General features: G+C 42.6%; 22 protein-coding genes and 1 tRNA gene. 16 read left to right on the forward strand and 7 right to left on the reverse strand.

Features of this window, described 5'->3' with window-relative positions; translation table 11 throughout:
* Nucleotides 1–6: 6 nt before the first annotated feature.
* Together ACN20O_RS14860 and ACN20O_RS14865 are read left to right on the forward strand one after the other, a co-directional pair.
* Complete coding sequence (locus ACN20O_RS14860) at nt 7–930, forward strand: hypothetical protein (protein ID WP_102243154.1); 924 nt, start codon at nt 7–9, stop codon at nt 928–930.
* Entirely contained in the window at nt 914–1975 is a 1062-nt protein-coding gene (locus tag ACN20O_RS14865) for a quinone-dependent dihydroorotate dehydrogenase (protein WP_491634698.1), read from the forward strand. The genes ACN20O_RS14860 and ACN20O_RS14865 overlap by 17 nt, the downstream gene beginning before the upstream one ends.
* On the opposite strand, the gene ACN20O_RS14870 is transcribed toward ACN20O_RS14865, so the two are convergent.
* Nucleotides 1976–2197, reverse strand: a complete 222-nt coding sequence (locus ACN20O_RS14870) for a hypothetical protein (RefSeq protein ID WP_491634699.1) — start codon at nt 2195–2197, stop codon at nt 1976–1978.
* A 192-nt stretch (nt 2198–2389) separates the two neighbouring features.
* Here ACN20O_RS14870 and ACN20O_RS14875 point away from each other — a divergent pair, with 192 nt between their 5' ends.
* Nucleotides 2390–3112: a hypothetical protein gene (locus ACN20O_RS14875; RefSeq protein ID WP_491634700.1), complete on the forward strand. Its 723-nt coding sequence runs from the start codon at nt 2390–2392 to the stop codon at nt 3110–3112.
* Nucleotides 3113–3114: 2 nt separating this feature from the next.
* Here ACN20O_RS14875 and queC read toward each other — a convergent pair whose 3' ends face one another.
* The gene (gene queC / locus ACN20O_RS14880; RefSeq protein WP_491634701.1) at nt 3115–3813 is read right to left on the reverse strand and encodes a 7-cyano-7-deazaguanine synthase QueC; all 699 of its coding nucleotides are present in this window, start codon (nt 3811–3813) and stop codon (nt 3115–3117) included.
* A gap of 3 nt (nt 3814–3816) precedes the next feature.
* Complete coding sequence (locus ACN20O_RS14885) at nt 3817–5544, reverse strand: phospho-sugar mutase (protein WP_491634702.1); 1728 nt, start codon at nt 5542–5544, stop codon at nt 3817–3819.
* A gap of 108 nt (nt 5545–5652) precedes the next feature.
* Between ACN20O_RS14885 and ACN20O_RS14890 the strand changes: the two genes are divergently transcribed.
* A complete protein-coding gene (locus ACN20O_RS14890) occupies nt 5653–5901 on the forward strand; it encodes a ferredoxin (protein ID WP_102243160.1) in 249 nt (82 codons plus the stop codon).
* 3 nt (nt 5902–5904) lie between these two features.
* Nucleotides 5905–7191 (forward strand): putative Na+/H+ antiporter, encoded by a 1287-nt coding sequence (locus tag ACN20O_RS14895; RefSeq protein WP_491634703.1) that lies wholly within the window; start codon nt 5905–5907, stop codon nt 7189–7191.
* Here ACN20O_RS14895 and ACN20O_RS14900 read toward each other — a convergent pair whose 3' ends face one another.
* Nucleotides 7192–8268 (reverse strand): branched-chain amino acid aminotransferase, encoded by a 1077-nt coding sequence (locus tag ACN20O_RS14900; protein ID WP_491634704.1) that lies wholly within the window; start codon nt 8266–8268, stop codon nt 7192–7194.
* A 235-nt stretch (nt 8269–8503) separates the two neighbouring features.
* Between ACN20O_RS14900 and ACN20O_RS14905 the strand changes: the two genes are divergently transcribed.
* From ACN20O_RS14905 to ACN20O_RS14925, 5 genes are read left to right on the forward strand one after another with little or no spacing between them, the layout of a single operon-like run.
* Nucleotides 8504–10360, forward strand: a complete 1857-nt coding sequence (locus ACN20O_RS14905) for a chemotaxis protein CheA (RefSeq protein ID WP_491634705.1) — start codon at nt 8504–8506, stop codon at nt 10358–10360.
* Nucleotides 10361–10376: 16 nt separating this feature from the next.
* The gene (locus tag ACN20O_RS14910; RefSeq protein WP_491634706.1) at nt 10377–10877 is read left to right on the forward strand and encodes a chemotaxis protein CheW; all 501 of its coding nucleotides are present in this window, start codon (nt 10377–10379) and stop codon (nt 10875–10877) included.
* A gap of 48 nt (nt 10878–10925) precedes the next feature.
* Nucleotides 10926–12821 (forward strand): CheR family methyltransferase, encoded by a 1896-nt coding sequence (locus ACN20O_RS14915; RefSeq protein ID WP_491634707.1) that lies wholly within the window; start codon nt 10926–10928, stop codon nt 12819–12821.
* Nucleotides 12822–12835: 14 nt separating this feature from the next.
* Complete coding sequence (cheB, locus tag ACN20O_RS14920) at nt 12836–14305, forward strand: chemotaxis-specific protein-glutamate methyltransferase CheB (protein WP_491634708.1); 1470 nt, start codon at nt 12836–12838, stop codon at nt 14303–14305.
* On the forward strand, nt 14302–14703 hold the full coding sequence (locus ACN20O_RS14925; RefSeq protein ID WP_491634709.1) for a response regulator: 402 nt from the start codon (nt 14302–14304) through the stop codon (nt 14701–14703). Before cheB ends, ACN20O_RS14925 begins: the two co-directional genes overlap by 4 nt.
* Before the next feature lie 3 nt (nt 14704–14706).
* On the opposite strand, the gene ACN20O_RS14930 is transcribed toward ACN20O_RS14925, so the two are convergent.
* Nucleotides 14707–14781, reverse strand: a tRNA-Val gene (locus ACN20O_RS14930).
* A 133-nt stretch (nt 14782–14914) separates the two neighbouring features.
* Between ACN20O_RS14930 and ACN20O_RS14935 the strand changes: the two genes are divergently transcribed.
* The 6 genes from ACN20O_RS14935 (at nt 14915) to queG (ending at nt 24178) form a co-directional block, all read left to right on the forward strand.
* Entirely contained in the window at nt 14915–16549 is a 1635-nt protein-coding gene (locus ACN20O_RS14935; protein WP_491634710.1) for an ABC transporter transmembrane domain-containing protein, read from the forward strand.
* Nucleotides 16521–18305, forward strand: a complete 1785-nt coding sequence (locus ACN20O_RS14940) for an ATP-binding cassette domain-containing protein (protein WP_491634711.1) — start codon at nt 16521–16523, stop codon at nt 18303–18305. Before ACN20O_RS14935 ends, ACN20O_RS14940 begins: the two co-directional genes overlap by 29 nt.
* Before the next feature lie 57 nt (nt 18306–18362).
* Complete coding sequence (locus tag ACN20O_RS14945) at nt 18363–19418, forward strand: thioredoxin domain-containing protein (protein WP_491634712.1); 1056 nt, start codon at nt 18363–18365, stop codon at nt 19416–19418.
* Between the two features lie 124 nt (nt 19419–19542).
* On the forward strand, nt 19543–21465 hold the full coding sequence (locus ACN20O_RS14950) for a coiled-coil domain-containing protein (protein ID WP_491634713.1): 1923 nt from the start codon (nt 19543–19545) through the stop codon (nt 21463–21465).
* 50 nt (nt 21466–21515) lie between these two features.
* Nucleotides 21516–23195: a pyruvate kinase gene (pyk, locus tag ACN20O_RS14955; RefSeq protein ID WP_491634714.1), complete on the forward strand. Its 1680-nt coding sequence runs from the start codon at nt 21516–21518 to the stop codon at nt 23193–23195.
* A 2-nt stretch (nt 23196–23197) separates the two neighbouring features.
* Nucleotides 23198–24178: a tRNA epoxyqueuosine(34) reductase QueG gene (gene queG, locus ACN20O_RS14960; protein WP_491634715.1), complete on the forward strand. Its 981-nt coding sequence runs from the start codon at nt 23198–23200 to the stop codon at nt 24176–24178.
* On the opposite strand, the gene ACN20O_RS14965 is transcribed toward queG, so the two are convergent.
* Together ACN20O_RS14965 and ACN20O_RS14970 are read right to left on the reverse strand one after the other, a co-directional pair.
* Nucleotides 24175–25392, reverse strand: a complete 1218-nt coding sequence (locus ACN20O_RS14965; protein WP_491634716.1) for an ABC transporter permease — start codon at nt 25390–25392, stop codon at nt 24175–24177. The two genes, queG and ACN20O_RS14965, sit on opposite strands and share 4 nt — an antisense overlap.
* Nucleotides 25392–26099: an ABC transporter ATP-binding protein gene (locus ACN20O_RS14970; RefSeq protein WP_491634717.1), complete on the reverse strand. Its 708-nt coding sequence runs from the start codon at nt 26097–26099 to the stop codon at nt 25392–25394. Before ACN20O_RS14970 ends, ACN20O_RS14965 begins: the two co-directional genes overlap by 1 nt.
* Between the last annotated feature and the right edge of the window lie 4 nt (nt 26100–26103).

Here is a 26103-nt window from a genome sequence, read left to right on the forward strand (position 1 = left end):
AGCGAAATGGTCAGGAATTTCTTCTTAATGATGCTCTCACTGAACATGCTAGTAGCTTGTTCATCAAATGTTGTTCAGCGCGATAGCCGCGGCCAGCGCCCGCGTGCTGAAGAAAGAAAATACTTCTCCGGTGTGAAAAAGAAAATTGCACTCTTGCCGTTTTTCAATGAATCGCCATTTGAAAGTGAAGACCTTGAAGTCAATGCGACAGAAGAGCTTAGAATGGAGCTTAGCCGTTCAGGTGAATTTATAGTTGACCCAAGTTCAGCAAAACTCTTTGGGCCATCAAAAGAAATTTATGTGGGCGGAGGAATGAAGCTGGTGCAGTTAACTAGACAAGCAAAAATCGCCGGAATTAATTTTATCATTTTTGGGCGTGTGATCGATGCCCGCGTCCGCGAGAAGTCCGATGAAATCGGGATTGTGAGACAAACAAAATCTTATACAGAATCAAAAGTTGAAGTGCGCGTTTTTGATGTGAATGCTGGAAAAGAAATCTACACTGAAACGCTTGGCGGATACGCCGACGACAGCACGTATAGATTCTTCTCATCTGACAGAGAAGACTACCTTGCTTACCGCAGAGACCTGCTTCGTTATGCTGTTCGCGTGGCCGTCAGAAAGTCTGTGCCAAAAGTGGTGGAGCTTGCCAGCAAGCTTGACTGGGTCGGGCGCGTGGCCAAAATTATCGGAACAAAAGTATACCTGAATGCCGGAAGAGAGAGTGGGATCAACATCGGTGATATCTTAAAAATCATCACTGAGGGAACTGAGATCTACGACCCAGAAACAGGGGCCTTAATCGGGATGAGTAAAGGGGATATGAAAGGGACAATTGAAGTCGTCGATTATTTCGGGACAGATGGATCAATTGCTATTTTACATTCTGGAGGGCAAGTCCTTGAAGGGGACTTTGTTCAGCTTTATTAACTTGTATAAAATCACATACCCATTTTTTAAAAATATCGCTTTTGCCATGGACGCTGAACGCGCCCATGAACTCACGATTCATTCGATGAAGTCCCTTGGTGGATTTCTTCCTGATCACAAAGATGACCCGCGCTTTCATTTTAAAGCGATGGGGCTCGACTTTAAAAATCCTATTGGGCTTGCAGCAGGACTTGATAAAAACGCAGAGGCCATTGGTTTTTTAACCAGTCTTCCTTTTGGTTTTGTCGAAGTGGGAACCGTCACTCCTAAACCTCAGGCCGGAAACGATAGGCCTCGTTTGTTTCGTTACCCGGAAGAAGAGTCACTAAGAAACCGCATGGGGTTTAACAATTTCGGATCCGATGTGATCTTAGAAAACGTAAAGAGCGCCCGCCGCCGCAGCAAAATTCTCGGAGTGAACTTAGGTAAAAACAAAGTAACGTCTAATGAAGACGCGCCTAAGGACTACGCTGTTTTATACAAGGACTTTGCTCCTCATTCAGATTATTTGGTGATTAACGTTTCATCACCCAACACACCGGGGCTTCGCGATCTTTTAAAAGATGCTGGTCTTCGCCAGATCTTTGAAGCTGTCGATAGCGAAAGAAAAAAAATTCATACACCACTCTTAGTTAAAGTTTCACCGGATATGGCGCTTGAAGAGCTTTCTTCTGTCGTCGGCCTGGTGAATGAATACAAACTCGATGGCATTATCGCGACAAATACCACGATTATGAAAGAGCGTGGTGAAGGCGGAATCAGTGGAAAGCTTCTCACTAAAAAAGCGCGCGAGACACGCGAGTATCTCTTAAAAGAAATGAAACATTCTCATTCAGAAGGAATCCTGATTGGTGTTGGTGGTATTTCTTCTTTTGATGATTTAATGGATTTCTGGAGAGCTGGCGGAAGCCTGGTGCAGATTTATTCGGCCTTTATTTTTCAGGGGCCATCAATGCTCTTTGAGATCGAAGCACGGCTTGATCTTGAATTCAAAAAAAGAGGAGTGAAGACCTTCGAAGAATTTCTTCACTCCGTTAGACTTTAATTAATTTACTTTGTAACAAATTTCACGAATTTCATGATTCACAGAAACGATTCTTTCCGGGTCTTGGTTTAATTCTTCAATTTCTTCTTCAGTCAATGCATTCATGTCTTTGCAGTTAAGCACCACTGGTCCAGATTTAATCGGCGAAGGCGGCACTGGCGGGATCGCGTGCACGTTAACAGTTGATAATAATAAAAGAGCAGCAAAAAGTGAAAGTTTCATAGTTCTCTCCATAAAGTTTCAACACTTCCACCATATGATAACTATAGTCCGGACTTAGATGGGGCCTTTTGAAATTTTTATCCGGGCCCTCTAAAAAGTAGACAGCTCTGGCCCCCATCTCATGCTCAATATCAAGGGGTTAGAGGTTTAAAAGGTCCTCATTAAAAAGGGTAAACAACCGATAAGGTAGCTATGAAGCTGGCCCCTAAAGTCATTTTTTTGATTCTTATCCTGATTAGCATCCTGATGGATGTTAGGCCTCTGCATGCGGCAGGGAAGGCAAGAGACTGTGAAGGGATGAATCACCCGGCCTATCAAGATGAGTACCGCGCTTGTCTTCGCTTGCAGATCGCTGAATCAGCAGGAGAGGCAGGAGTCGATTGTATCGATTGTATTTTCCAACAAAAAGATGAGAGTAACGGTATTGTTGAGGCACTGGGAGTGATTGCTCAGCCACTGGCCTACCTTGCCGGAACATACACTGTGGCCAAATACCAACACGAAACTCAAAAGAAGTGGGCCGAAGCTTATGCTTCAGGGTTCACGGAGTGTACAAACCGCTACAACAGTTACCTAAACTACAACACAACTATTGGGGCAAACCCAATTACGGCCTCTGAGGCCAATGCTTTTTCTTCGGCCTGTAATGGTTATGGATACGGCGGATACGCTGGTTATGGCGGAATGATGAGCAATGGATACGGCGGATACGGAAACCCATTTCTTTCAAACGGTTTTAGCTCGGGCTTTATGTCTGGTTACGGTGGAGGATACTGGGGGTCTTCGATGTATGGAACGCCTTCAATGTACAACACAGGAATGCTTTCAGGGTCAATCGGAATTGGCGGATACCTGGGAACGACCTCATCGTCTTCAATTTACCAAAACGGTGTATCGACTGCTTTTGGATTCTAGTTTTAGTATTTAGGTCTCGTCACATACTCAATCGGATCTTCAATCCCGGCCTTTTGGAAACCTCTTAAGCGAAGCGCGCATGAATCACACACACCACAAGCTTTGTCGTTTCTTTCATAACAAGAGTAACTAAACTGCAGAGGGGCCTGAAGCTCAACGGCCTTCTTAACGATTTCGTCTTTTTTCATGAAAATCACTGGAGTGATGACTTCGATATCGCCGTTTTTTGTTCCTTCTTTAATGAGCGCATTGACTGCTTTGTAGTATGAAGGACGGCAGTCCGGGTAACCTGAAGAGTCTTCGTAGACAGCACCGATAAAGATCTTTTTAGCACCTACAACTTCGGCCCATGAAACGGCCATAGAGATGATGTGCGTGTTTCTAAAAGGTACATATGAATCAGGGATTTCCTCTGAGTCTCCTTTATATTTTTTAACGTCGATATTATCGTCAGTCAGTGAAGAGCCACCGATCTGCTTTAAGAAAGAGACGTCGATAATCTTTTGAAGATTCTTTGGAACTTTGTAAAACTCAGCGATCTTCTTGAAGCTTTCAAGTTCGCGCTCTTCAGTTTTCTGACCGTAGTTCAAATGGAGAAAAGCAAGATTTTCATATTCGGTATTGGCGATGGCCGCACAAACTAGTGAGTCCATTCCACCGCTAACTAAACATACCGCTAAATCTTTACTTTTTTGTGTCATAAATTATGCTCGTTCTGATGCCGCTTTAAAATAATCGAGGAACTGTGTCGCCTTGATTTCGGCATTAATTTTTTTATTTGAAAGAGTGCCCTCGCGCTCCTGGATCATAATGTAGAACTTAATCTTTGGTTCTGTTCCAGATGGGCGAAGATAAACCTGGTTGCCGTTTTCAAAGAAGAAGCCCAGCACGTTGCTCTTTGGAAGCCCTTCGATTCCCTTAGAGTAATCCTTAATCTCCACAAGTTTATGTCCAAGGATAGTGTTATCGCTGAAGTTCCTGAAGTTTGCCATGATTCGTGAAATTTTTTCTTGCCCTTCGATGCCGAAATAATCCAGAGACAATAAATCCTCTCTAGAAAAGCCGAATTCTTCATAGATTTTATCGAGAGCATCCAGCAGGTTCATGCCTTTTAGCTTATAGAAAAGGGCCACTTCCGCCATTTGAGAGACTGAACTCACCCCGTCTTTGTCGCGGGCAAAGTTGTGGCAAAGGTATCCAAAAGATTCCTCTGTCGCAAAAACGAACTTCTTTTGTGGAGCTGTCTTTTCCAGCTCGTTCATCTTTCCACAGATCCATTTAAAACCAGTCAGAGTATTGTAGATTTCTGCGCCGAATTTCTTAGCGATTGTATCCAGAAGGGGAGTTGTCACCACCGATTTAACGACATAGTTTTCACCGTTGAGAAGTCCTTTTTGTTTCATCTCAGAAAGCATGTAGTGCAGTTTTAGAATCCCGATTTGATTTCCTGTCAGGTAGTGGATTTTTCCATCCACTTTAATTGCTACACCCAAGCGGTCAGTGTCCGGGTCGCTTCCCATTACGATATCGCCGCCCACTTTTTCCATTAAATCCACGGCCATTTTTAGGGCCGATGGGTTTTCCGGGTTCGGGCTTTTTACTGTCGGGAAAGTCCCGTCTGGTTTTGCTTGTTCTGGAACAACGTGAACATCAGTGAATCCTAAGTCCGCTAGTGCACGTGAGCATGGGACAAGGCCTGCGCCGTGAATAGGAGTGTAGACCACTTTAAGTTTTCCACCGTTGTCTTTACACATTTGCGGATTGATCGCTTTGCTGAGAATCGCTTTGTAGTAAGACTCTTCAACCGAATCGTCGATCCATGAAATCATTCCGGCCTTTTCACCTTCATCAAAACTCATTGTTTTGATAGTTGAGAAGTCAGTGATTGCATAATAGTTGTTGATGATATTTTGGTCATTCGGTGGAGTGACTTGCGCTCCATCAGACCAGAAAACTTTATAGCCGTTGTACTCTGGTGGATTGTGAGAGGCCGTCACCATCACTCCGGCCATCGACTTGTGAGAGCGAACAGCAAAAGATAATAGAGCAACCGGATTAAGGTGCTTGTAGATGTAAGCTTTAACGCCATTTCCGGCCATGACTTCCGCTGCAACTTTGGCCAGTTCAAAAGACCAGATGCGAGAATCGTAGCTGATACAAATAGAAGGATTGGCCGTTTTTTGCGCCAGCACTTCAAGGCATAGGGCCTGAGTGGCCTTTCTAATAGTGTAAATATTAATTCGGTTAATTCCCTGGCCTCTGATACTTCTCATTCCTCCAGTTCCAAACTCGAGGTCTTTGTAGAATCGTTCATCAATTTCTTTTTGGTTGTTCGTCTCAATCAAAGCGTTTATTTCCGCTCTCGATTCAGGGCTAAAATAAGAGTTTTGGGCCCATTCTTTTGCTTTTTCCAATGTTGTTTTAGACGCCATACAAATGTTTCCTTCAATAGTTTTGAGGGTCCTAGTTTAGCAAATAACTCTTCATAGATCACAATTTTTTCGCTATTATATTGAGGTTTAAGTCCCGGAGGAATTTTTATGGCCAACAAAAGTATGAAGCATAAGCTCAATATCGCTGGAGCATGGTACTGCACAGATCCAGACGATGATAACGGAGAAGGATGTATCGCTTGTAACGTGTGTTACACGGGAGCTCCTGAGTTCTTTAAAGAAGACGAAGATGGTAACGCCTACGTTTGGAAACAACCAGTCACGGCGGCCGATATCGAACTTTGCCAAGAGCAGCTAGAGGCCTGCCCAGTAGCTTCAATTGGAAAGGACGGCTAGGGAGTGCAGGTAACGGCGTTAGAAGTAGTCGGTACGGCCCTTTTTTTTCTGGCCATTATTCACACATTTTTGGTCAGCAAGTTTGAACACATTGCTGACCAGAAACCGAAAGGTTCTTTCTCTGCCAATGTCTGGCATTATCTTGCTGAGGTTGAAGTTGTCTTTGGACTTTGGGCCTTAGTTTTTCTTATCTTTTATCTTTTTTCTAGCGGCGCTGACTCTGCCATTGGTTACATTGATTCACTCAATTATACAGAGCCGGCCTTTGTGTTTGTCATCATGTGTATCGCGGCCACCAGGCCTGTTATTCTTTTGGCCGAAAAAGTCATCGGATTTTTTGCCCGATTGATTCCAATGCTTGATGAAAAAATGGCCTTCTATCTTTCGGCCCTGATTGTTGGACCGGTTTTAGGTTCATTTATTACTGAGCCTGCAGCGATGACAGTAACGGCGCTTATTCTTCTTGAAGCTTTTTATAAGACTCAAGTTTCTTTAAAGTTTAAGTATGCCACTTTGGGTCTTCTCTTTGTTAACGTCTCTATTGGTGGAACCTTGACTCATTTTGCAGCACCTCCAGTTCTTATGGTTGCCAGCAAGTGGAATTGGAACACACTTTATATGTTGGAGCACTTTGGTTATAAATCGCTCCTTGCCATTTTCATTTCGACTTCGCTTTATGCGTTCTTATTCAAAAAAGACTTAAAAGGCTTTGTGAAGAAGAAAGAAAAGAAGGCCGAATATATGGAGCCGGCATGGTGGAAAATCCTGGCCCATGTAATCTTTCTTTTCCTGGTGGTCTATACGGCCCATCATCCAAAAGTTTTCATTGGTGTTTTTGCTTTCTTTCTTGGTTTTGTGAAAATTACGGAGAAGTTTCAGGACCCTTTAAAAATTAAGACTTCTTTTCTCGTTGCTTTTTTCCTGGCGGGACTAGTGACGCTTGGAGGAGTGCAAGCATGGTGGTTAAAGCCGCTTTTATCGAGCATGAATGATCTTGCCTTATTTCTTGGAGCAACTTCTTTAACGGCGATTACTGACAATGCGGCCCTGACATATTTAGGAAGTTTAGTAGAGCTTTCAGAGAGCTCAAAATACTCTCTTGTGGCCGGAGCAGTTGCTGGTGGTGGTTTAACTGTTATTGCCAATGCTCCAAATCCAGCGGGATTTGGTATTTTAAAAGACACTTTTGGAGCTGATGGAATCAACCCTGTCAGGCTATTTTTATGGGCACTAGTTCCCACGATTATCGGTGTACTCTGTTTACTAGTGCTGCCTACAATGCATTTTTAATTAAAGTTTTTTTGGTTCGACGACAGTGATCCATTTATATGGATCCGGCTCGCGACCTTCTTGGATGGCCAGGAGTTTTTCTCTTAGGATTGTTGACACATTTCCGTCTGGAAAGTGCAGAGGGTAGCGATCACCGTTGGCCTCACCAAAGTAGTTGATCGGCGTGATAATCGCGGCAGTACCGCAAGCAAAAGCCTCTGTACATTTGCCAGACTTGATATCAGCAAGCATCTCATCCACATCAATTTTTCTTTCGAACACAGAATAACCCAGGTCACGGGCCAGAGTGATAATTGATTTGCGGGTGATTCCATCCAGGATCGTATCTCCCAGAGTTGAAGTGTGAAGTTCGTTGTTAATAACAACAAAAACGTTCATTCCCGACATTTCTTCGATGTATTTTTTATGAACAGCATCCAGCCATAATGTCTGAACGAAACCTAAATTTTTTGTAGTGATGGCCGCTGCTAAACCAGCAGCATAGTTCCCACCAGTTTTTGCAAAACCTGTCCCTCCCGGGAAAGCGCGGGCATTTTCTCTTTCAATATAAACAGAAAGTCCAGCTCCAGAGAAGTATGAGCCAGATGGAGAAGCGATAACCATAAACTTAAATTTTTCGGCCGGTTTGATTCCCAGAGACTCTTCCGAAGCAAACATGAAAGGGCGAAGATAAAGTGATTCACCTGTTCTTCTTGGAACAAAGTTCGCCGAGTAGGCTGTAACATCTAAAACCGCTTGCATGAAAATATTGTGAGGAACATGTGGCATTGCCATTCTTTCAGCAGAACGGTTAAAGCGCAGGTGGTTTTCTTCCGGGCGGAAGATAAAAGGGCTTTGTCCATTTACACGGTAAGCTTTCATTCCTTCAAAAATTTCCTGAGCATAGTGAAGAACTTTGGCCGTTGGGTACATCGTGATCGGGCCGTAAGGAAGAAGCTCAAGTGGACCCCATTTTCCGTTCTGATATGTGCAACTCGCCATCACCGGTGCCATGACATTTCCGAATCCTAAATTCTCCGGAAGTTGAAAGTCTGAGATGGCCTTTGCCAGGTCTTTATTGATCACGATTTGGCTCATAAGTTTCCTAAATAAAAAGAGTGAGAAAAGTGGAGTTATTATATCCGATAATGCACAAGAATCAAAAAAAAACTCAGTATGACGAATTAAGTCGGAAAAGAATTTTTAGCACATATCAGCGTATTAGACGCCTAATGTCTGCGAAAATTTAGAGAAAAATTTCTAACTCTACCAAGGGAGATGCCGATAAATATCTTGGAAAAAATTAAATTCCCAAACGAAAAAGAAGGGTTTTATGGATGAATTTGAAAAAGAAGTTAAGTTAGATTTTTTAACAGAGGCGCTTCAACTCTTGGACGATTCAGAGCAGGCATTCCTTGCACTTGAAGGGGATAAGAACAACGCTGATTTAATGAATCAGATCTTCAGGCTCGCGCACAACCTGAAAGGAACTTCGCGTGCTGTAGGATTTGGTGATGTGGCCGAGTTCACGCACGAGTTTGAAAACTTAATCTTAAAACTTAAAGAAGGTCAGTTAGAAATCACTGATGCCATCGTTTCACTTCTTCTGGAGTGTAACGATCACGTAAGTGTCATGATCAGAATGCTGAACATGGATTTGAACTCGCGTTTTGATTCAAAAGAAATCATTGAGAAAATCCAATTGGCACTAAGCGGAAACCTGGCAGCTGCACCATCAGCACCAGCGGCATCTGCTCATGTTGAAGAACACCAGCAAGAAGAAGAAATAATTTCAGCAGAAGATATCGCTCTACTGGAGAGCTTTGAGCAAAACCTGAATGCACCGGCAGAAGTTCTGACAATGGAGCAAAAGGAAAAGAGAGCAGAGTCATTTTTCCCAGGAGAAAAAACAGCTGCCCCGGTTACACCAATTCATACTGAAGCCGCAAAACAAGACGATCATAAAAAAGCAGCAGCTCCTGCAAAAGGGAACTCTGAAGATGACAGTATCCGCGTAAGTTTATCGCGCGTGGAACTTCTAAATAACGTTGTTGGAGAGTTAGTTATCATCCAGACAATGCTAAATCAGCATAGAGATGAAGTTGAAAACCCAACAATGTTAAAGTCACTTTCTCATCTGGCAAAACTATCAAAAGAAATCCAGAACATTTCAATGAGCCTTCGTATGGTTCCATTGAAGCAAACTCTGCAAAAAATGCAGAGAATTATCCGCGATACTTCTAAGACTCTTGGGAAAAAAGTACACCTGGAATTAGTAGGTGAAGAAACGGAAATTGATAAAACTGTTCTTGAGCACCTGGCCGATCCATTGGTTCACATCGTAAGAAATGCGGTTGACCACGGACTAGAGACAACTGAAGGCCGTCTGGCCGCAGGTAAAGAAGAAGAAGGACGTGTAACCATTAAGGCCTTCCACGAAGGTAACAGCATGGTTATCGAGATCAGCGATGATGGTAAAGGGATCAACCCAAAAATCATCCGCGAAAAAGCGATTGAGAAGGGAGTTATCTCGGCCAACGCTACAATGAGCGATGACGATATCATCAACCTTATTTTCCACCCTGGTTTCTCGACGAAAGATGCGGTTTCTGAAATCTCTGGACGCGGTGTAGGGATGGACGTTGTTAAAACCAACATTGAAAAGCTTTCAGGGGAAGTCAAAGTTATCTCTGAAATCGGAAAAGGATCTGTGTTTAAAGTTATCCTGCCTCTGACTCTGGCAATCATCGAAGGGATGGTTACAAAGATCGGAGAAGAAAGATACATCATTCCTCTTGGGCAAGTGTATGAATCACTTTCTCCAACTCCAGATATCGTCCACCATGTTAACGGTGTGGGTGACTGTCTTAAGATCAGAGGAGAAGTTCTTCCATTGTTTAGAATTTCAAAAGCTCTTCAGAGAAATATAGCAGAAAAACCGCTGCACGAGCAGATTGCCATTATTGTTAACTCTGATGAAAGAAACTTTGCAGTACTGGTGGATGACATTCTTCACCAGCAGCAAGTTGTTATTAAGAAACTTGGTGATGAAATTAAAAATCAGAAGGGATTCATGGGAAGTACGATCCTTGGAGACGGACGCCCGGCATTCATTCTGGATTTAATGGAACTGTTTGCGGGAACGATGAAGAAGAAGAAGACAAGTTTTATTGACGATATGGCAGCATAAGGAATAGGAGAAAAAAATGGAAAAAGACAACGTAACAAAAATGAAAAGAGCAGGAACTTCAGAGCTAAGCCGCTTTATCGAGTTTAGCCTTGGGCATGAGGACTACGCAATTCCTCTTCTAATGGTAAGAGAAGTTATTTCTGTACCTGATACAACACCAATTCCGAAATCACCTTCACACTTCTTAGGAATCATGAATTTAAGAGGGCAGGTTATTTCAGTTGTCGACCTTAGAAAGAAACTAAAAGTAGACGCTCGTCAGGATAAAGAAGAAGCCGTTATCATCGTTGATATCGGAGGAATGAACATTGGTGTGGTTGTCGATTCAATCAACAAAGTTCTTGCTTTCTCTTCTGAAGATGTAAGCGAAATGCCGGAAGTTGAACACCAAATCAATACACACTTTATTTTTGGTGTGTATAAAAAAGAGAACTCACTGACAGTTCTTCTTGATATTGCAAAGGTTCTTGACCTTAAAGATATGGAAGCCATTAGTGGAACTAAGAGAGCAGCTTAACTGGCCGTTTTCCTATTAATGAAGTTTGTTAATTTTTAGAGGTATATAATGAGTCAGGCGGCAGTTGGAAGTGTAAGTAAAGATTTTGTTTCGTTGATTGAAAAGGTGTCAGCCGTAGTACACAAAATCTCTGGGAACCGTTTAGGTGAAAAACAGGCCTACATGGTAGAGACCAGAGTAAAAAAGCGCATGATGGAACTGGGACTTAAGACTGCCGATGAGTATATTAAATACATCGACCAGAACTTAGATCACGAATCCTACATTCTCGTCGGACTCATTACTACTCACCATACTTTTTTCTTCAGAGAGTTTCCTCATTTTGAAATATTAAAGGCGAAGCTTCCAGAGCTTGTGTCGCATGTAAAAAAACGTGGAGATAAAACTCTGACTGTTTGGTCAGCTGCTTGCAGTAGAGGGCACGAAGTGTACTCGCTGGCAATGTTTTTAGACTTTCATCTTCCGCAAATCGACCCGACGATATCGTTTAAAATTTTAGGGACAGACATCGATGGTGAATCTGTAAAGATCGCCAATAACGGTGTTTACCACCAAAACGAAATCAAAGAAATCCCAATGAACTTTATGGGAAATAACTGGGCCAAGGGGACAGGCGAGATCGCCATGTATGCTAAGGTCAAGTCGAACCTGAAAACAAAATGCGAGTTTAAACCAGGAAATCTTTTAAAGGTTTCTGATGCAGTTAAAGACTCAAAATTCGACGTCATTTTTTGTCGTAACGTTTTCATTTATTTTGAAACTCACCAGGTAGAAGCGATCTCAAAAGATCTTCTGGGCAGACTTCACCCACACGGGTTGTACTTCTCAGGAATTTCAGAGCCACTTTCGGGGATGAAGTTGGACATTGCTTCAATCGGACCTTCTGCATATATCCATAAAAATGCAGCACCAGCAGCGACACCACAACCGGCAAGCAACGTTCTTCCTATGGGAGCGAGAACTCCATCTGCAGGAACTGTGGCCCCAGTCGTAGCAGCTCCAGTGTCTTATGCACCGGCCATTTTAAAAGTTATGTGTGTGGACGACTCACCAAGTATCCTTACACTATTAAAGAAAGTTCTTGTTCCAGAGCATGGATTTGAAGTTGTAGCGACAGCTATCAACGGTAAGGATGCTATGGAAAAACTAAAAACAGTAAAAGTGGATTTAATGACTCTCGATATTCACATGCCAGAAATGGACGGGGTGACTTATCTGGAGAAAAACCACACGAGCACACACCCACCGGTTATGATCATTTCTTCTGCTTCACGTGCTGACTCTGATACAGCAATGAAGGCGTTTAAATTTGGAGCGAGTGACTACGTCGAAAAACCAGCGCTGACAAACTTAGAAGAGCGCGGGGAAGAGATCAGGACAAAACTTCGTTCAATCGCTGGAAGCTCACAGAGAAAAACAACTGTCTCTTCTTTTGATAAAGAAAACCAGAAGAAATTTGTTATCGCCAATCCAGAGAAGAAAATGCGCCTTATCCTGGGGTCTCTATCAGACCTTCCTGTGATGAAGTCCTTCTTCCATGACCTGGACAACTCTCAGCCGCCAACATTGATTTTCTTTGAAGGCCAGGGAGAGATCCTGGAAGGGATCGTAAAAGAGCACCAAAGAGATTTTAAAAAGACAGTTGTCTTTTTTGACAACATTGATACTAAACTTGAGGCCAACAAAATTTACTTTGTAGACTTCAAAAAATACTTCTCGCTTCTGCACAAGAAGTACAGCACACTTCCGACGTCTATCATGACGTACGGAAACACTTCTGCTCACGCAGCTAAAATGGTGGCCGAGTGGAAAGGTGTAGAGCTTCTTCTGGAAGACTTAGGGGAAAAAGGAAACGCTAAACATCCACTGAAAGCGAAAGCTTCAGACGTTGTTCCGGCAACCAGCTTCCCATATATGTCATGTCGTTACCTGAGCACGAAATAAAGGACAGGTAATCAATGAAGAAGATGCGCTCATTACAACCACAAACGAAAAAAGACGGAGGAGAGTTTTTAGTGACTCTTTTTCCCGGAGATGTTTTCATATCTTTCCACCACACGAATCAGGAGAACGTTGCGTTTTCAGTAAAACGCACTGAACTTTCTGTGCAGTCGTATGAAAAGATTTTTATGTTTGTCTCTGAGTATTTCAAGTCAGAGTTTTCAAAGATTGAAGTAAAGATGATCGGGCTACAAAAAAGCATCGAACAAATTGCACCTTTTTTTGAAGTTAAGAAGTTTCAGAATGTAAAAAAGATTGAAAAGAACGGGCAGGTAGAAGTTTTCTATCTTCCTGAACTTAATAAAGTCCGTGTTTCAATTGAAGCAGCTCCTGCAGCCGTGACGCCGATTGCTTCAAAGATGCCGGCAAAGGCGATGCCTTCAAAGTTTAAAGTCCTGGTCGTGGATGACTCGAAAACGATTAGAACGATTCTTTCTAAAATCTTTTCAAGTGACCCGATGTTTGAAGTGTGTGCGATGGCAGAAAAACCTTCTGATGTAGAAGGATTGATCCAAAAGCACAACCCGGATGTAATTACGCTTGATATTCACATGCCGGAAATGGACGGGGTGACACTGCTTAAGACGGTGATTGCGCCGAAGTACCGCATCCCAACAGTGATGATTTCATCAATCAGTATGGCCGAAGGACCGCTGGTCTTAGACGCTCTGGAAAACGGAGCTGTTGACTATATTCAAAAACCAGAGATGAGTGAGATCGAAAAAGTGACGCCGTTCATTCTGGAAAAAGTTAGAACAGCGGCGATGGCCAACTTAAATAAAAAATCGAGACGCGAAAGACCTCAGAGCATCAAGACCATAGAGAAGTGTAATCTGGACTCTCTGATTGTACTTGGTTCATCAACAGGGGGAACTGAAGCGATTCGTGATATCTTAACGGCGCTTCCAAATCAAATTCCTCCGATGCTGATTGTTCAGCACATCCCGGCCGTTTTTTCTCTGGCCTTCGCCAAGAGAATGAACGACCTTTGTCCGTTTGAAGTGAAAGAAGCAGAAAACGGGGATGAAGTCAGAGCAAACCGCGTACTGATTGCCCCTGGTGGAACACAAATGAAAATGGTCCACAAGTCTGGAAAGACTTACGTGGAAATCAACGATGATGAACCGGTTAACCGCTTCAAGCCGTCAGTTGATTATATGTTCTTAACAGTGGCCAAATCACTTTACACTCACACTGTTGCCGTTATCTTGACGGGAATGGGGAAAGACGGTGCTAAGGGGATGTTGGAGCTGCGTAAACTAGGTGTGCGCACGATTGCTCAGGATGAAGAAACATCTGTTGTATTCGGAATGCCAAAAGAAGCGATTCACATTGGAGCAGCAGAGTATATTGAACCACTGACTCAAATCGCTGAGCGTATCACTATTCTTACCAATGAAAAAAAAAGTAAAAAGGAAGTCTCATGAGACGAGTCCTGATTGTTGAAGACCAAAAGGAGATCCGTGAGATTCTGGAAGAAGTCTTCACTAAGGAACTAGGTTTCAAACACGTGACTTTCGCTGCCGATGGCCTGGAAGGTTTTGCGGAGTCTTGCCTGCAAAAATTTGACTTAATCTGCACAGATCATGGCATGCCTTTTTTAACTGGTGGGGATTTAATCGTAGCGATTAGAACTAAACCAGGTATCAATCAGCATACTCCGGTTATCATGGTCTCAGCACTGATTCCCGATTTACCAGTTGCCATCAAAGGAATGGAAGGGATTTATTTCCTGGAAAAACCTATCGATTTCAATCGCCTAAAACGTTATGTGAAGATGGCCATTGGAACTTCTAAAAATAGAAAAGATTTAATTGCTGTTTAAAAATGGTAGGCGGAATAGGGATCGAACCTACGACCACTTGGATGTCGACCAAGCGCTCTACCACTGAGCTATCCGCCTGTATGGAATTTGTATCGAGAACACATAGTAAAAGTTAGTTCTTTTGCTGTCAAACTTTCCGCAATGAGTTAACGAGTTTTTTTCGTGCCTTAAAGTTCCTTCCTCATTATATTTAGGCATGCAAAAAAATCGAATGTTAATGAATTTCACAGGCATGCTTTGGAGCCAGCTAAAAGAGTTCAAAGTTTACTATTTCTTCGGCGTCATTGCCCTTATTTTTACCCACAAGATTCAGAGTGAATTGCCTTTCATGGCCAAAGAGCTCGCAGACTACGTAGCAAAAAATAATAACGAACTAAAACCGAGTTTATTTTTTCTATGTGCCTTAGGAATTATTGTTTTTAGAACATCTTCGCGTATTTTGTTTTTCTATCCAGCGAGGCTCCTGCAAAAGTTTTTGCGCTCTGAGCTTTTAGAAAAATTAGAATCAAATACCCCTCAGCGTTTTCGCCATTTAAATGCCGGGCAACTCTTCCAGTACCTTTCCGGTGATATCGATCAGATCAGAGCGCTTATCGGATTTGTAGGTCTTCAAGGGGCCAACTTTATCATCGCGTTTTTTATCTTGATTCCTAAGATGGTGAGTTTCAATGCTCATTTACTTCTTGCCTTAACTCCGATGCTGGGAGCTTTCATTATCTTTACGGTGATCGTTTCAAAAAACAGAAAGTATTTTAAACTCACTCAAGACATGCAGGGAGAAGTGCAGAACCTGATCATGGAGAGCTACGTTGGAAAAAGAACAATTAAAAATTTCCATGCGGAAGCTTCTTTCATGGAACTTTTTGGTGAGCTTTCTCTAAAAGAGCTTTATTACTTCTATCGCTCATCCCTGGGGATTTCGATCACGATGCCACTTATCTCGTTAGGAGTTGGGTTATCGATGTTATGGGGGGCCTACATCATCAAGTCTTACGACCTGGGGGCAACGACTCTTATTTTATTCTCAGGGTTTGTTTTCCTTTTTATGGAGCCAATGGGGTACTTGTCTTGGATCGGTGTCGTTGTGTCGCGCTCACACGCTTCGTGGGGGCGATTAAAAGATTTAGACCTGACACTTACGACCAGAGTTGAAGCTGAAGAGAAATTAAAAAACCTAAATACAGCGCTGACTGATAACAATTACAAACTTCCATTTTGGGATCGAGCTCTTGCCGTGAGTTTTAAACCCGATGCTTGGAACGTGTTGATTGCTAAAACAGGACATGGAAAAAGTGAAATCCTTTTAAAGCTTGCGGAAGTACTTCGCCAAAGAGGACAAAGTATTTCCCTCGTGGCACAGGACCCGTATATTTTCAATGACACGATGGAGAGGAATATCTTCCTCGGAAAAAAAGAGAGTGATCAAGAGCGTGAGCAGGCCAAAGTGATGCTTAAAATCCTGGGCCTTGATTATCTTGAACCCAATATGGAAAATCTGATGAAGATGGAAGTAGGGGAAAATGGCAAGCGCCTTTCCGGTGGGCAGGCCAAGCGTCTAAGTTTGGTCCGAAGCCTTATGAGTGGAGCAGATATCTTGATTTGGGATGATCCGTTCTCATCAGTTGATTTGATCTTAGAAAAAGAAATCATCCAAGAGCTTAAAAAGCAGCCGATGATGAAAAATAAAACATTAATTCTCACCAGCCACAGGCTCTCGACTGTCAGACACTCTGATTACCTGATCTTTATCGATAAAGAAGAAGGGATCATTGAAGAAGGGCAAGTGAACCAATTATTAAAAGAAAACAGCAAGACGTATGAATACTTCCAAAAACAAATGGTATAGTTTATTTTTCTTCGAGGGATCGAAAGTCATCATGGGACTGGTGCTCGTGTGCCTTATCCTGTCTGCTTATCTTGGAGTCCAGACTCCAAAACTTATCGCCAATCTCTCAACTCATTACGATGATAACACACTTTTTAACGAGGCCTTAATGGCCTTGTTTATCAACTTCGTGGCTGTCTACATAAACCGCGTCGTCTATCAATTGGGCGTAAATAAGTATGTGCGTTTACTGATTCAGTACGCCCGCACCCAGACTTATGGCAGATGGCTTTCATCAAACGAACACGATAGTGAAAAGTACCCGCAGGGAGAAATCCTCTCGAGGATTATGTCGGATACGGAAGCGATTCGCGACTTGATCACTTCGGGGTCATTCGGGATTTTTATCGATCTGTGTTTCGTTGCTTCTTGTTTGGTGGGGTTTATCACACTTCACCAGTTCACTGGATTTTTTATTAGTGGAGCGGAAATCCTGGCGACGATTCTTCTGATTTGGGGATCGCAGTTAATGCGCGATATATTCATGAGACTCAGAAATGCTCAGGCGAAAGTTAACCGCGTGACAGCAAATGTGCTTGGTGGATTCCACCAAATGTATTATACCCGTCACGACAACTACGCTTCGGTAAAGTCAAATATGGCCTTCGAAGATTTCCTGGAAAAACAAAACCAGGCCAACAACATGGATGCTGCTTATTATGCGTGTGCAGAATCGCTTTATCCAATTCTTCTGGCGCTGGTGATTTTTATTTTTCCTTATACGGGCCTGACTGAAGCGGCCTTAATTTTTGCGATTGTCGATCTAATCCAAAGGTCAATTAACCCTATCAAAGAAATTTCCGGCAAGATTGCCAACATCCAAAGGGCCGCCACAGGTATTGACCGCATTCAACACTTCTTAAACGACATGCCGATGAAAATTGTGGTTGGAAAAAATCAGCTTTTATCAGAAGAACATCACTGCAAACTTGTGCAGATGAATGTGTCCATTCCAAAATTTACTTATCCTAAGCGCGTAAAGAAAAATGCAGATGAAGAAGAAGAGGTGAGAGATCACTTTTCACTTCAGGACATTCACTTCTCAGGAAATCCTGGTGAGCTTATCGGGATCGTAGGTCTTTCGGGTTCAGGGAAATCAACTCTTTTAAATATCCTTGCAGGAAACTTAGTGGCGAGGGAAGCGATCGTTGATTTGACGATGAATTCAGATGGGCGCGAGTACCATCTTGGGATTCAAGACCTGGATGAATACCGCCAGGAAGTCAGCATTGTCTCTCAAGAGTCACATATCTTTAGTGAGTCGCTGATGTTTAATATCACGCTTAAGCGCGATTTAGATCCAAAAGAAGTGGCGCATTTTGAAGAGGCGTGGAGAAAGCTTGAAGAGAGCATTCCTTATCTTAAAACTATGGGTGTCAGCACTCATGAGAAAATCATTCCGTCTAAGCTCTCACTTGGTCAAAAACAGCTTCTTGCTGGGGTGCGCGCTTGTTACTTAAAAAAGAATATTGTTTTCTTTGATGAGATTTCATCGGCCCTGGATTCTGAGCTGGAGCTGGCCCTACGCAAGTGCATTCTCCTTATTCAGGAATTTTCATTGACTATTATCGTGGCCCATAGGGTTGAGACTATTATCAATGCTGACAAGATTTTGGTTATGGAAAAAGGCCGAGTAATTAACTCCGGAAAGCATGCAGAGCTTCTTTCAGAATCTCAGGTTTATCAAGAATTTATCCGTGAACTATCGCATTCTTGAGCTTTTGCCGTTATCATAAGTCCTGTTTAATTTAATCCAAGGTAGGAGACAGGTAAGATGCAAAAGCTTATGAAGAAATTAACTCCGCTTATGGGCGTGGCCGTACTTACAGTAGTGGTTATTGCCTGCCAAAAAGAAGCGAGTTCTAAACCGAATTTTATTTTCAAACCAGCACCCTCAAAAGAAGTAGTAGCTAAGATTGGTGATCAGCCTGTTTTAGAAAAAGACTTTGTTAAAGGGATCGAAAGTGATCTTTATGAAGCTGAGATGAAAGTTTATGAAATCAAAATGGCTCGCCTTCAAGCGATGCTACTTGAGCGTTTCATGAATGCCGATCCAAATAAAAAGAATTTAACAAACGATCAGTTCTTGGATCAATACATTGCTAAAGGAGTGAAGATTTCTGATGCTGAAGTTGAGAAATTTATCAAAGACCGTCAAATCCCTAAAGATCAAGTTAACCCAGAAATTAAAGCTCGCATTGTAGAGTATTTATCGGTTGAAGCTAAAAAAATTGCAGTAGATAAGTGGATTGCTGAGAAAACTAAAAAATCCCCAGTTGAAGTTTACCTACAAAAGCCATCTCTACCAATGTTTGAAGTGAACGTTGGAGATGCTCCATTTAAAGGCGGAGCCGATGCAAAAGTAACAATCGTAGAATTCTCAGACTTCCAGTGCCCATTCTGTTCAAAGGGCGCAACGATTCTTGCTGGACTTGAGAAGAAATACGGCAACAAAGTTAAGATCGCTTTCAAGCATTTCCCACTTCCATTCCACGCGCAAGCAAGAGGAGCGGCAGAGGCGAGTATGTGTGCTTTTGAGCAAGACCCAAAAGCTTTCTGGAAAATGCACGATGCAATGTTTGCTGACCAGTCAAAACTTGATGTTCCTAACCTGATCGCTACGGCCAAAAAAGCAGGCGTAAAAGAAGCGGAATTCAAGGCATGTGTTGAGTCTGGAAAGTATAAAGCAAGAGTAGACGCTGACGTAGCAGAAGGCTCAAACCTTGGTATTAAGTCGACTCCGACTTTCTTTATCAACGGGAAGCTGATCGCCGGGGCACAGCCGATTGAAGTATTTTCAGAAGTTATAGACGAAGAACTATCTAAGTAATCCGACCAATACAGTTGGGCAAAGGTCATCTTTGCCCAACTCCAAATCTCCCCCTCCATCTTATATAATTATTTAATGGCAATCCCCCCCATTAAAAATATGGGACTAAGTCTATAGGGTAATTATGGATGTAAGAGATCAATCAGCAAAACTTGACCAGGCCCGCGATCGTTATCGTGAAGCCCAAGAAGATTTAAAAGCTTCTTACGATAAAAATTTGCAGCAAATGAAAGAGACGTTTGATGCTCGCACGACAAAACAGGCCAAGACTTACGCCGAAAATAAAACCAAACTTGAAGAAGAAAATCAGATCAATAACGAGCTTTATTCAGAGAGAACGAGAAGTGCTATCACTAAAGGGCAGGAAGAATTTAAAAACCGCCTGAAAGAAAACGCGGGCAGATTTGAGCAGGAGAGAAACCAGGCGAAGGCCGATCTCAATGATAAGCTGACATCTTTAAGTGACTCGTACAAAAAAACGTTTAACGAAAATGAGCGCTACCAAAATCAAATCAAACAATCGATGAATGAGCGTTACACTAACGCCAATAAACGCTACCAGGAAGAGTTCAACACGCAAGTGAAGAACCTGGACGAAAAATCAAAAACAATGGGCGCAGAAATGCGCGAGAAAGACCGTTCAGAAAGAATGAAGATGGCCAAAGGTCATTCTGATGAAATGGATAATTTAAGGCAAGCAGCAAACGATCAGAAGTTTAAAGAAGTGAATCGTTTAAGAGATGATAATGAAAACCTTCGTACAACTTTTGAGCGCGACAATCGCATGCTTAAAGACCGTCAGGAAGAAAGAGTGGCGGAGCTTTTAAATCTTAAAGGCAAGCAAAGTGATGATGGGCAAAAAAACTACGAGAAACTTCAAGAAGATATCCGTCAGGAAAATTCGAATCTTCAGGAAAAGCAAAACGTAGCTCATAAAAAAGAAGCAAAAGAATTAGAAAAGAAATTCAACGAAGACGTTCGCAATATTCAGAGTGTAGCGAATCAAAAGATCAGAGGTGGAACTCAGGCCGATAATCTTTTAGATGAAATGAAACAATCAAAAGAATCTTATGAAAACCGACTACAGGTTTCACGTGACGAGTTGGCGCGTACAAATCGCCTGAATACAGAAAAAGAAGAAATCATCGACAATTCTTATAGAGAAAAACTAAAAGAGATGAAGACTGCGAGCCTGGAAAATGCCGCTAAAAAAGAGGCCGAGTCCAATGAAACGCTAAAAGATACGATCTATCAAAATCGTGAAAGAAACAACGCGCTTTTGGATCGTTACAAAGTAGATACAGGCAAGTTAAAAACTGATGCTGAAGATCACCTTGCTCATGTGACAGGACAAAACACAAAGCGCATAAAAGAGCAGAGAGTGGAGTTTGGCCGCGTGGTCAATACCATGAACGAAAAGAACATGGAAACTATCAACTCCCTTAAAGAAGATTACTCGAAAGATAAGACAGTTTCATTAGAGAAAAATAAAAAAGATTTTAATGATGAGAAAGTGGCGCTGAAAACTGAATTCAACCGCCAGAATTCTATCCGTGAAAACTTATATGAACAAAAGTTAGCGGACATGGAAAAGCAGACAAACAAGATTATTGAGAACTACGAAAACCGCATCTCGCAGATTGCCCGCAAGGCAGAAAACGAAGTGGCCATCGTAAAGAGCACAGAAGCCGAGAGAGCTGCTAAAGAAGGCCAGGCCAATAAGCTGGCCGTAGAAACTCTAAGAGCTCAAAGCCGCCAGGAACTAAACCAAATGCGCGATAAGTACGAAACTAAAATCGCTAGAGACAAGGCAGTGGGTGACAACCAGACCGGCCGTATCATTCAGAAGTATGAAGACCAGCTAGTCCGCGAGAGAAATGACCACCAAAAAGAGCTTTCGACGCGCCTGGGAGAATCTCAGGCCCAGTTCGAGCGTCTATTTAGAAGCTCAGAACTAGAAAAAGCGACTTTAAGAGACCAGTATGAGCAGCGCATGGAGAACATGAGACTGCAGTCTCTTTCACAAGAAAATACAAAAAAAGCATAGTTAGTGGTATCCTAGTTTTATAAAAGGAATTTTAAAAAACCAGGATGCCAATGAGACGAGCTAAAATCGTGGCCACAATCGGTCCGGCCAGCAACACCAAAGAAATGATTTCAAAGTTAATCGAAACAGGCGTAAACGTCTGCCGTATTAATATGAGCCATGGAACATATGAAGCTCACTCCGCAGTTATTAAAAATATCCGTGAAGCTTCACGTGAGTCTGGTTATGAAGTCGCTATCCTCGCTGACCTGCAAGGTCCTAAAATCCGTGTTGATAAACTTCCAGAGCCACTAAAGCTTGAAGAAGGAAGTGAGTGGGTTATTGGTGCTTCAAAACTAAAAGACAAATACCCAGAGTACGCTCAAAATTATATCCCTACCATTTATGAAAACCTGGTAGCTGACTGTCATGATGGAGCACGTATTCTTTTTGATGATGGTCTACTGCAAGCAGTGGCCGTTAATCGTGATAGAGACGTCTATAAGATCAAAGTTAAAATAGGTGGAACGTTAAAATCAAATAAAGGTATTAATCTTCCGGACTGTGAAGTGTCAGCTCCGGCCTTCACCGATAAGGACCGTGAAGACTTAATGTTTGCACTTAAAGAAGGAGCAGACTACGTGGCCCTGTCTTTTGTTCGAAAGAAAGAAGACATCATGCAGGTTAAAACTCTTCTGCATACATTAAAAGTTAACATTCCTATTATTTCTAAAATTGAAAAGCCTCAGGCCATTGATAACCTGGATGATATTTTATCTGTTACAGATATGATCATGGTTGCACGTGGAGACATGGGAGTTGAAGTTGGAAACCATCTGGTTCCAGCGATTCAAAAGAAGATCATTACAGCTTGTAACAACAAAGGGATTCCGGTTATTACAGCGACTCAGATGTTAGAGAGTATGACTGAAAACCCAACTCCAACCAGAGCGGAAGCTTCTGACGTTGCCAACGCCATTTGGGATGGCACAGATGCCGTTATGCTTTCGGGAGAGTCGGCTTCGGGGAAATACCCTATTGAGACGGTGAGAATGATGGATCAGATTGTGCGTGAAGCTGAGCGCACTCCAAAAGATCGTCCACTTTTAAGACATCAGGACTTATCAAGTGTCACGGCTTCAGTCATGGTGGCAGCATCAATGATTGCTGAAAAAATTGGCGCCAGAAGAATTCTTTCAGTAACGGAGTCTGGGCAATCTTGTTTGCGTATCACTCAATTTCGCCCAAGCATTCCAGTTCTTGGTATCACTAACTCAATTAAAGTCGCACGCCGTATGTGTTTATACTGGGGTGTAAGTCCATTTATCGTCACAGATCAGGAACGCGAGAATAACGAGTTCATGAAAAACGTGCTTAAGGAAGTTAAAGACCGTTTAAAACTTAAAAACGGGGATAAGCTGGTGGTGACTCGCGGAGATGGTCAGTTCTTTTCTCAAGGGAGTTCAAACTCTGTTAAGGTCGAATTGATAAAGGACGCGCCAAAAGTAAAAGGTGGATCGCAAGGGTTAGAGGAAGCTTCCGACGATAAAAAAAAAATCCTCTTAGACACGACTAACTGTGCTTCTTGCCAGGCCTGCGTACAAGTATGTCCGCATGAAATCTGGGCCGTCACGAAAGACGAAAAGCGCGACACCTATATTGAAGCTAAAAATATTAACAAATGCACGATGGATCTCGCCTGTGTGGACGCCTGTCCTACAGGTGCTATCGAGATCATTCCTCAATACTGAGAATGGATTGGCTAAACTCATACGGCGTAGTGGATTTCGGGTACACAGAAGACCCTATCCCTACGACACTTGAGTTCTACAATCAATGGGTGAGCTCAAACCTCCATGTTCCACTTCAGTACCTAGAAGGGGAAAGACAAGAAAAAAGACAGAACTTAAAAAATCACTGGCAAGATTTCCAGTCGGCCGTGGTTTTTTTATTTTCTTATCATCCGACTCATTCTGAATTACAGAACCTTTATCAAAAGAACCCCAACTGGAACGGCCTTAAACTCGCATCCTACACTTTAGGTTACGAAGGATGGGATTATCACAATCTTTTAAGAGAAAAGCTTGAGAGTATCGGTGAGCGCTTAAAAAAAGATTATGGAGTGGAGTTTCGTTTAACTCTCGACACTCATCCCGTTTTAGAGCGCGATCTCGCTAAAAGAGCAGGGCTTGGATGGTTTGGAAAAAACTCCATGCTTATTAACCGTCATCACGGAAGTTTTTTTATTATTGGCTCTCTCTTATTGGATAAAAAACTCGATTTAAAAACGAAGCCCTATGAAACTGATCACTGCGGTCAGTGCACTCGTTGTATTGAGGCCTGTCCGACAGAGGCGATTGACCCTGGCTCAAGGACTATTATTGCCAAAGACTGCATCAGCACATTTACGATTGAGCAGTTTAAACTCGATACGATTCCGTCAGAGAAAATGACTTTAAAAGAGGGAACTCTTTTTGGCTGTGATATTTGTCAGGATGTGTGCCCGTGGAATAAACGTGTCGACAGGCAAAACTCTGTTTCACTTTCAGGCTGGAGTGAACAGCAAAAAAAGATCCTGGATTTTTTCTTGTTAAGGCCAGTGGAAGAAGTGCATCAGAATCTGGAAGAGATGAGCGGAAAAGAATTTGAAAGAGTGATGGAAAAAACCTCATTCGCCCGTTCGGGGCGAAGAGGTTTATTAAAAAATATCAGATTTTACTTAAAAAAAGATTAGATATTTTTTCTTAGGGCCTCGACGATGTCGAGTCTGGAAGCGCGAAGAGCTGGAATCATTGTTGCCACAACTGTTGTCACTGAAGCAAGTAAGCTGGCGTAAAGAACTGATCCCCATTGAAAGAAAATCTTGATTTGAAATGGAGTTGAAGCACCCGGCATTTCCGTCATGATTTTTACACTTTCTACAATGCGTATGCATCCGGCCGAAATAAGAATCCCACAAACAATCCCGATAAAAGAGAGCATTACACTTTCTAAAACAAACTGCGAGACAATATCTTTTCTTGATTCTCCTAGTGCGCGAAGGGTTCCGATCTCTCCTGTTCTTTCAACAACCGTCATACTTACAGTGTTTAAGATTCCCAGGAACATCAGGGCCAGAAGAATGGCTTCGATCAAGCGGTTTTGAACGCCGTAGAATTTATCAACCTGTCTAAAAAGAACCGCCAGGTCTCTCCATGAACGGGCAAAGAGGTTATGGTGAGTTTCTTCCAGTTTTGTATTGATGTTTTTTAAATTAGCTTCCGCCATGTCTAGCTCTTTAAATTTTAAAACAGCAATATCGACATTTTGTGTATCGAGGATTTCCTGAGTCACTGAAAGAGGCATATAAATAACCTGTCCGTCGATCTCATCAATTCCAGCAGAAAAAAGACCTGCAACCGTCAGGTCCATAGCGTTCATAATCCCATCAATCGTGTTGGTAAGAACGGTGATGTTATCGCCCTCTTTGACATTCATTTGTTTGGCCAGGAGTCTTCCTACGACAACTTCCTTGGCGCCACTTCCATCAAAGAAGCGGCCTTCAGTGATGCGCATACTTTTAGAGAACTGTGGTTCACCAACGGCATCGACACCGATAACTTTTCCACCGACCGAAAGATCTCCATTACTGACTAGACCAAAAAAACTCAGACGCCCACTCAGGCGTTCAATTTGTGGCATTTCAGATTTAAGCTCATCCAAATCACTTAAAGCGAAAAGTCTTTCAGCGCGGGACTCTTTTCCCGGGCTCCAGTACTTATGAGAAGCAATCTGCATATTCCCATATTGGTTTTCGGCCGCAATCCATTTAAGTGCAGCAAGCGAGTAGCTGGAGAAACCCTGGAATAAAATAACTGCAGTGACCGCGCCGGCGATCATACTGATAGACAGTAGACTTCTTAAACGGTGACGGGAAATATTTCTCACGGCAAGTTTTAATCGCATCATTAGGCACCTCCAACAAGGCTGTCGCTAATAATGTGGCCATCAGAGATTTTAATTTGCCTTTGGGTTTTAGCAATAAGGTCTGGGTCGTGAGAGCAAAGCATAACTGTGACTTTCATGTCTTGCTGAAGTCCCATTAAAAGATCAAAAACTTCTTCTGAGGTTTTTGTATCTAAGTTCGCTGTCGGTTCATCCGCTAGAATAAGAGTAGGTGATTTGACAATCGCTCTGGCGATGGCCACGCGTTGGCGTTGTCCACCAGAGAGCTGTCCAGGTCTTCTATGAGTAAAACCTTCAAGACCTACGCGCTTAAGCGCCTGGTGAGCTCGCTCCAATCTCTCAGCTTCCGGGATATTTAAAAGCATTAATGGGTACTCGACATTTTCCAGTGCACTTAAAAGAGGAAGCAGGTTAAAAGTCTGGAAGATAAATCCAATTTCCTGAGCGCGGATAAGTGAGAGCTCGTGGTCTTTTAAATCTTTGATGTTGATATTCTTAATAAAAAGATCACCCCTGGTCGGAGGGTCAATCAGGCCAGCAACATTTAATAAGCTGGTTTTCCCACTTCCCGATTTGCCAGAGAGTCCGATGAACTCACCCTTATGAATCGTGAAGTTGATCTTTTCCAGGGCGGTGAAGTCGACACCATCAGAATAGAAGACTTTGTGGATGTTTTGAAAGCGCAGGACTGCATCAGAGAGCTTTTCCATGGAG

It is taken from the genome of Bacteriovorax sp. As-1, assembly GCF_058446905.1.

What these genes read in the sequence shown, in the direction of transcription:
- ACN20O_RS14860 (WP_102243154.1), top strand. Translation starts at nt 7, where the DNA reads ATGGTCAGGAATTTCTTCTTAATGATGCTCTCACTGAACATGCTAGTA.
- ACN20O_RS14870 (WP_491634699.1), bottom strand. Translation starts at nt 2,197, where the DNA reads ATGAAACTTTCACTTTTTGCTGCTCTTTTATTATTATCAACTGTTAAC.
- ACN20O_RS14875 (WP_491634700.1), top strand. Translation starts at nt 2,390, where the DNA reads ATGAAGCTGGCCCCTAAAGTCATTTTTTTGATTCTTATCCTGATTAGC.
- queC (WP_491634701.1), bottom strand. Translation starts at nt 3,813, where the DNA reads ATGACACAAAAAAGTAAAGATTTAGCGGTATGTTTAGTTAGCGGTGGA.
- ACN20O_RS14885 (WP_491634702.1), bottom strand. Translation starts at nt 5,544, where the DNA reads ATGGCGTCTAAAACAACATTGGAAAAAGCAAAAGAATGGGCCCAAAAC.
- ACN20O_RS14890 (WP_102243160.1), top strand. Translation starts at nt 5,653, where the DNA reads ATGGCCAACAAAAGTATGAAGCATAAGCTCAATATCGCTGGAGCATGG.
- ACN20O_RS14900 (WP_491634704.1), bottom strand. Translation starts at nt 8,268, where the DNA reads ATGAGCCAAATCGTGATCAATAAAGACCTGGCAAAGGCCATCTCAGAC.
- ACN20O_RS14905 (WP_491634705.1), top strand. Translation starts at nt 8,504, where the DNA reads ATGGATGAATTTGAAAAAGAAGTTAAGTTAGATTTTTTAACAGAGGCG.
- ACN20O_RS14910 (WP_491634706.1), top strand. Translation starts at nt 10,377, where the DNA reads ATGGAAAAAGACAACGTAACAAAAATGAAAAGAGCAGGAACTTCAGAG.
- ACN20O_RS14915 (WP_491634707.1), top strand. Translation starts at nt 10,926, where the DNA reads ATGAGTCAGGCGGCAGTTGGAAGTGTAAGTAAAGATTTTGTTTCGTTG.
- cheB (WP_491634708.1), top strand. Translation starts at nt 12,836, where the DNA reads ATGAAGAAGATGCGCTCATTACAACCACAAACGAAAAAAGACGGAGGA.
- ACN20O_RS14925 (WP_491634709.1), top strand. Translation starts at nt 14,302, where the DNA reads ATGAGACGAGTCCTGATTGTTGAAGACCAAAAGGAGATCCGTGAGATT.
- ACN20O_RS14935 (WP_491634710.1), top strand. Translation starts at nt 14,915, where the DNA reads ATGTTAATGAATTTCACAGGCATGCTTTGGAGCCAGCTAAAAGAGTTC.
- ACN20O_RS14940 (WP_491634711.1), top strand. Translation starts at nt 16,521, where the DNA reads ATGAATACTTCCAAAAACAAATGGTATAGTTTATTTTTCTTCGAGGGA.
- ACN20O_RS14945 (WP_491634712.1), top strand. Translation starts at nt 18,363, where the DNA reads ATGCAAAAGCTTATGAAGAAATTAACTCCGCTTATGGGCGTGGCCGTA.
- ACN20O_RS14950 (WP_491634713.1), top strand. Translation starts at nt 19,543, where the DNA reads ATGGATGTAAGAGATCAATCAGCAAAACTTGACCAGGCCCGCGATCGT.
- pyk (WP_491634714.1), top strand. Translation starts at nt 21,516, where the DNA reads ATGAGACGAGCTAAAATCGTGGCCACAATCGGTCCGGCCAGCAACACC.
- queG (WP_491634715.1), top strand. Translation starts at nt 23,198, where the DNA reads ATGGATTGGCTAAACTCATACGGCGTAGTGGATTTCGGGTACACAGAA.
- ACN20O_RS14965 (WP_491634716.1), bottom strand. Translation starts at nt 25,392, where the DNA reads ATGATGCGATTAAAACTTGCCGTGAGAAATATTTCCCGTCACCGTTTA.
- ACN20O_RS14970 (WP_491634717.1), bottom strand. Translation starts at nt 26,099, where the DNA reads ATGGAAAAGCTCTCTGATGCAGTCCTGCGCTTTCAAAACATCCACAAA.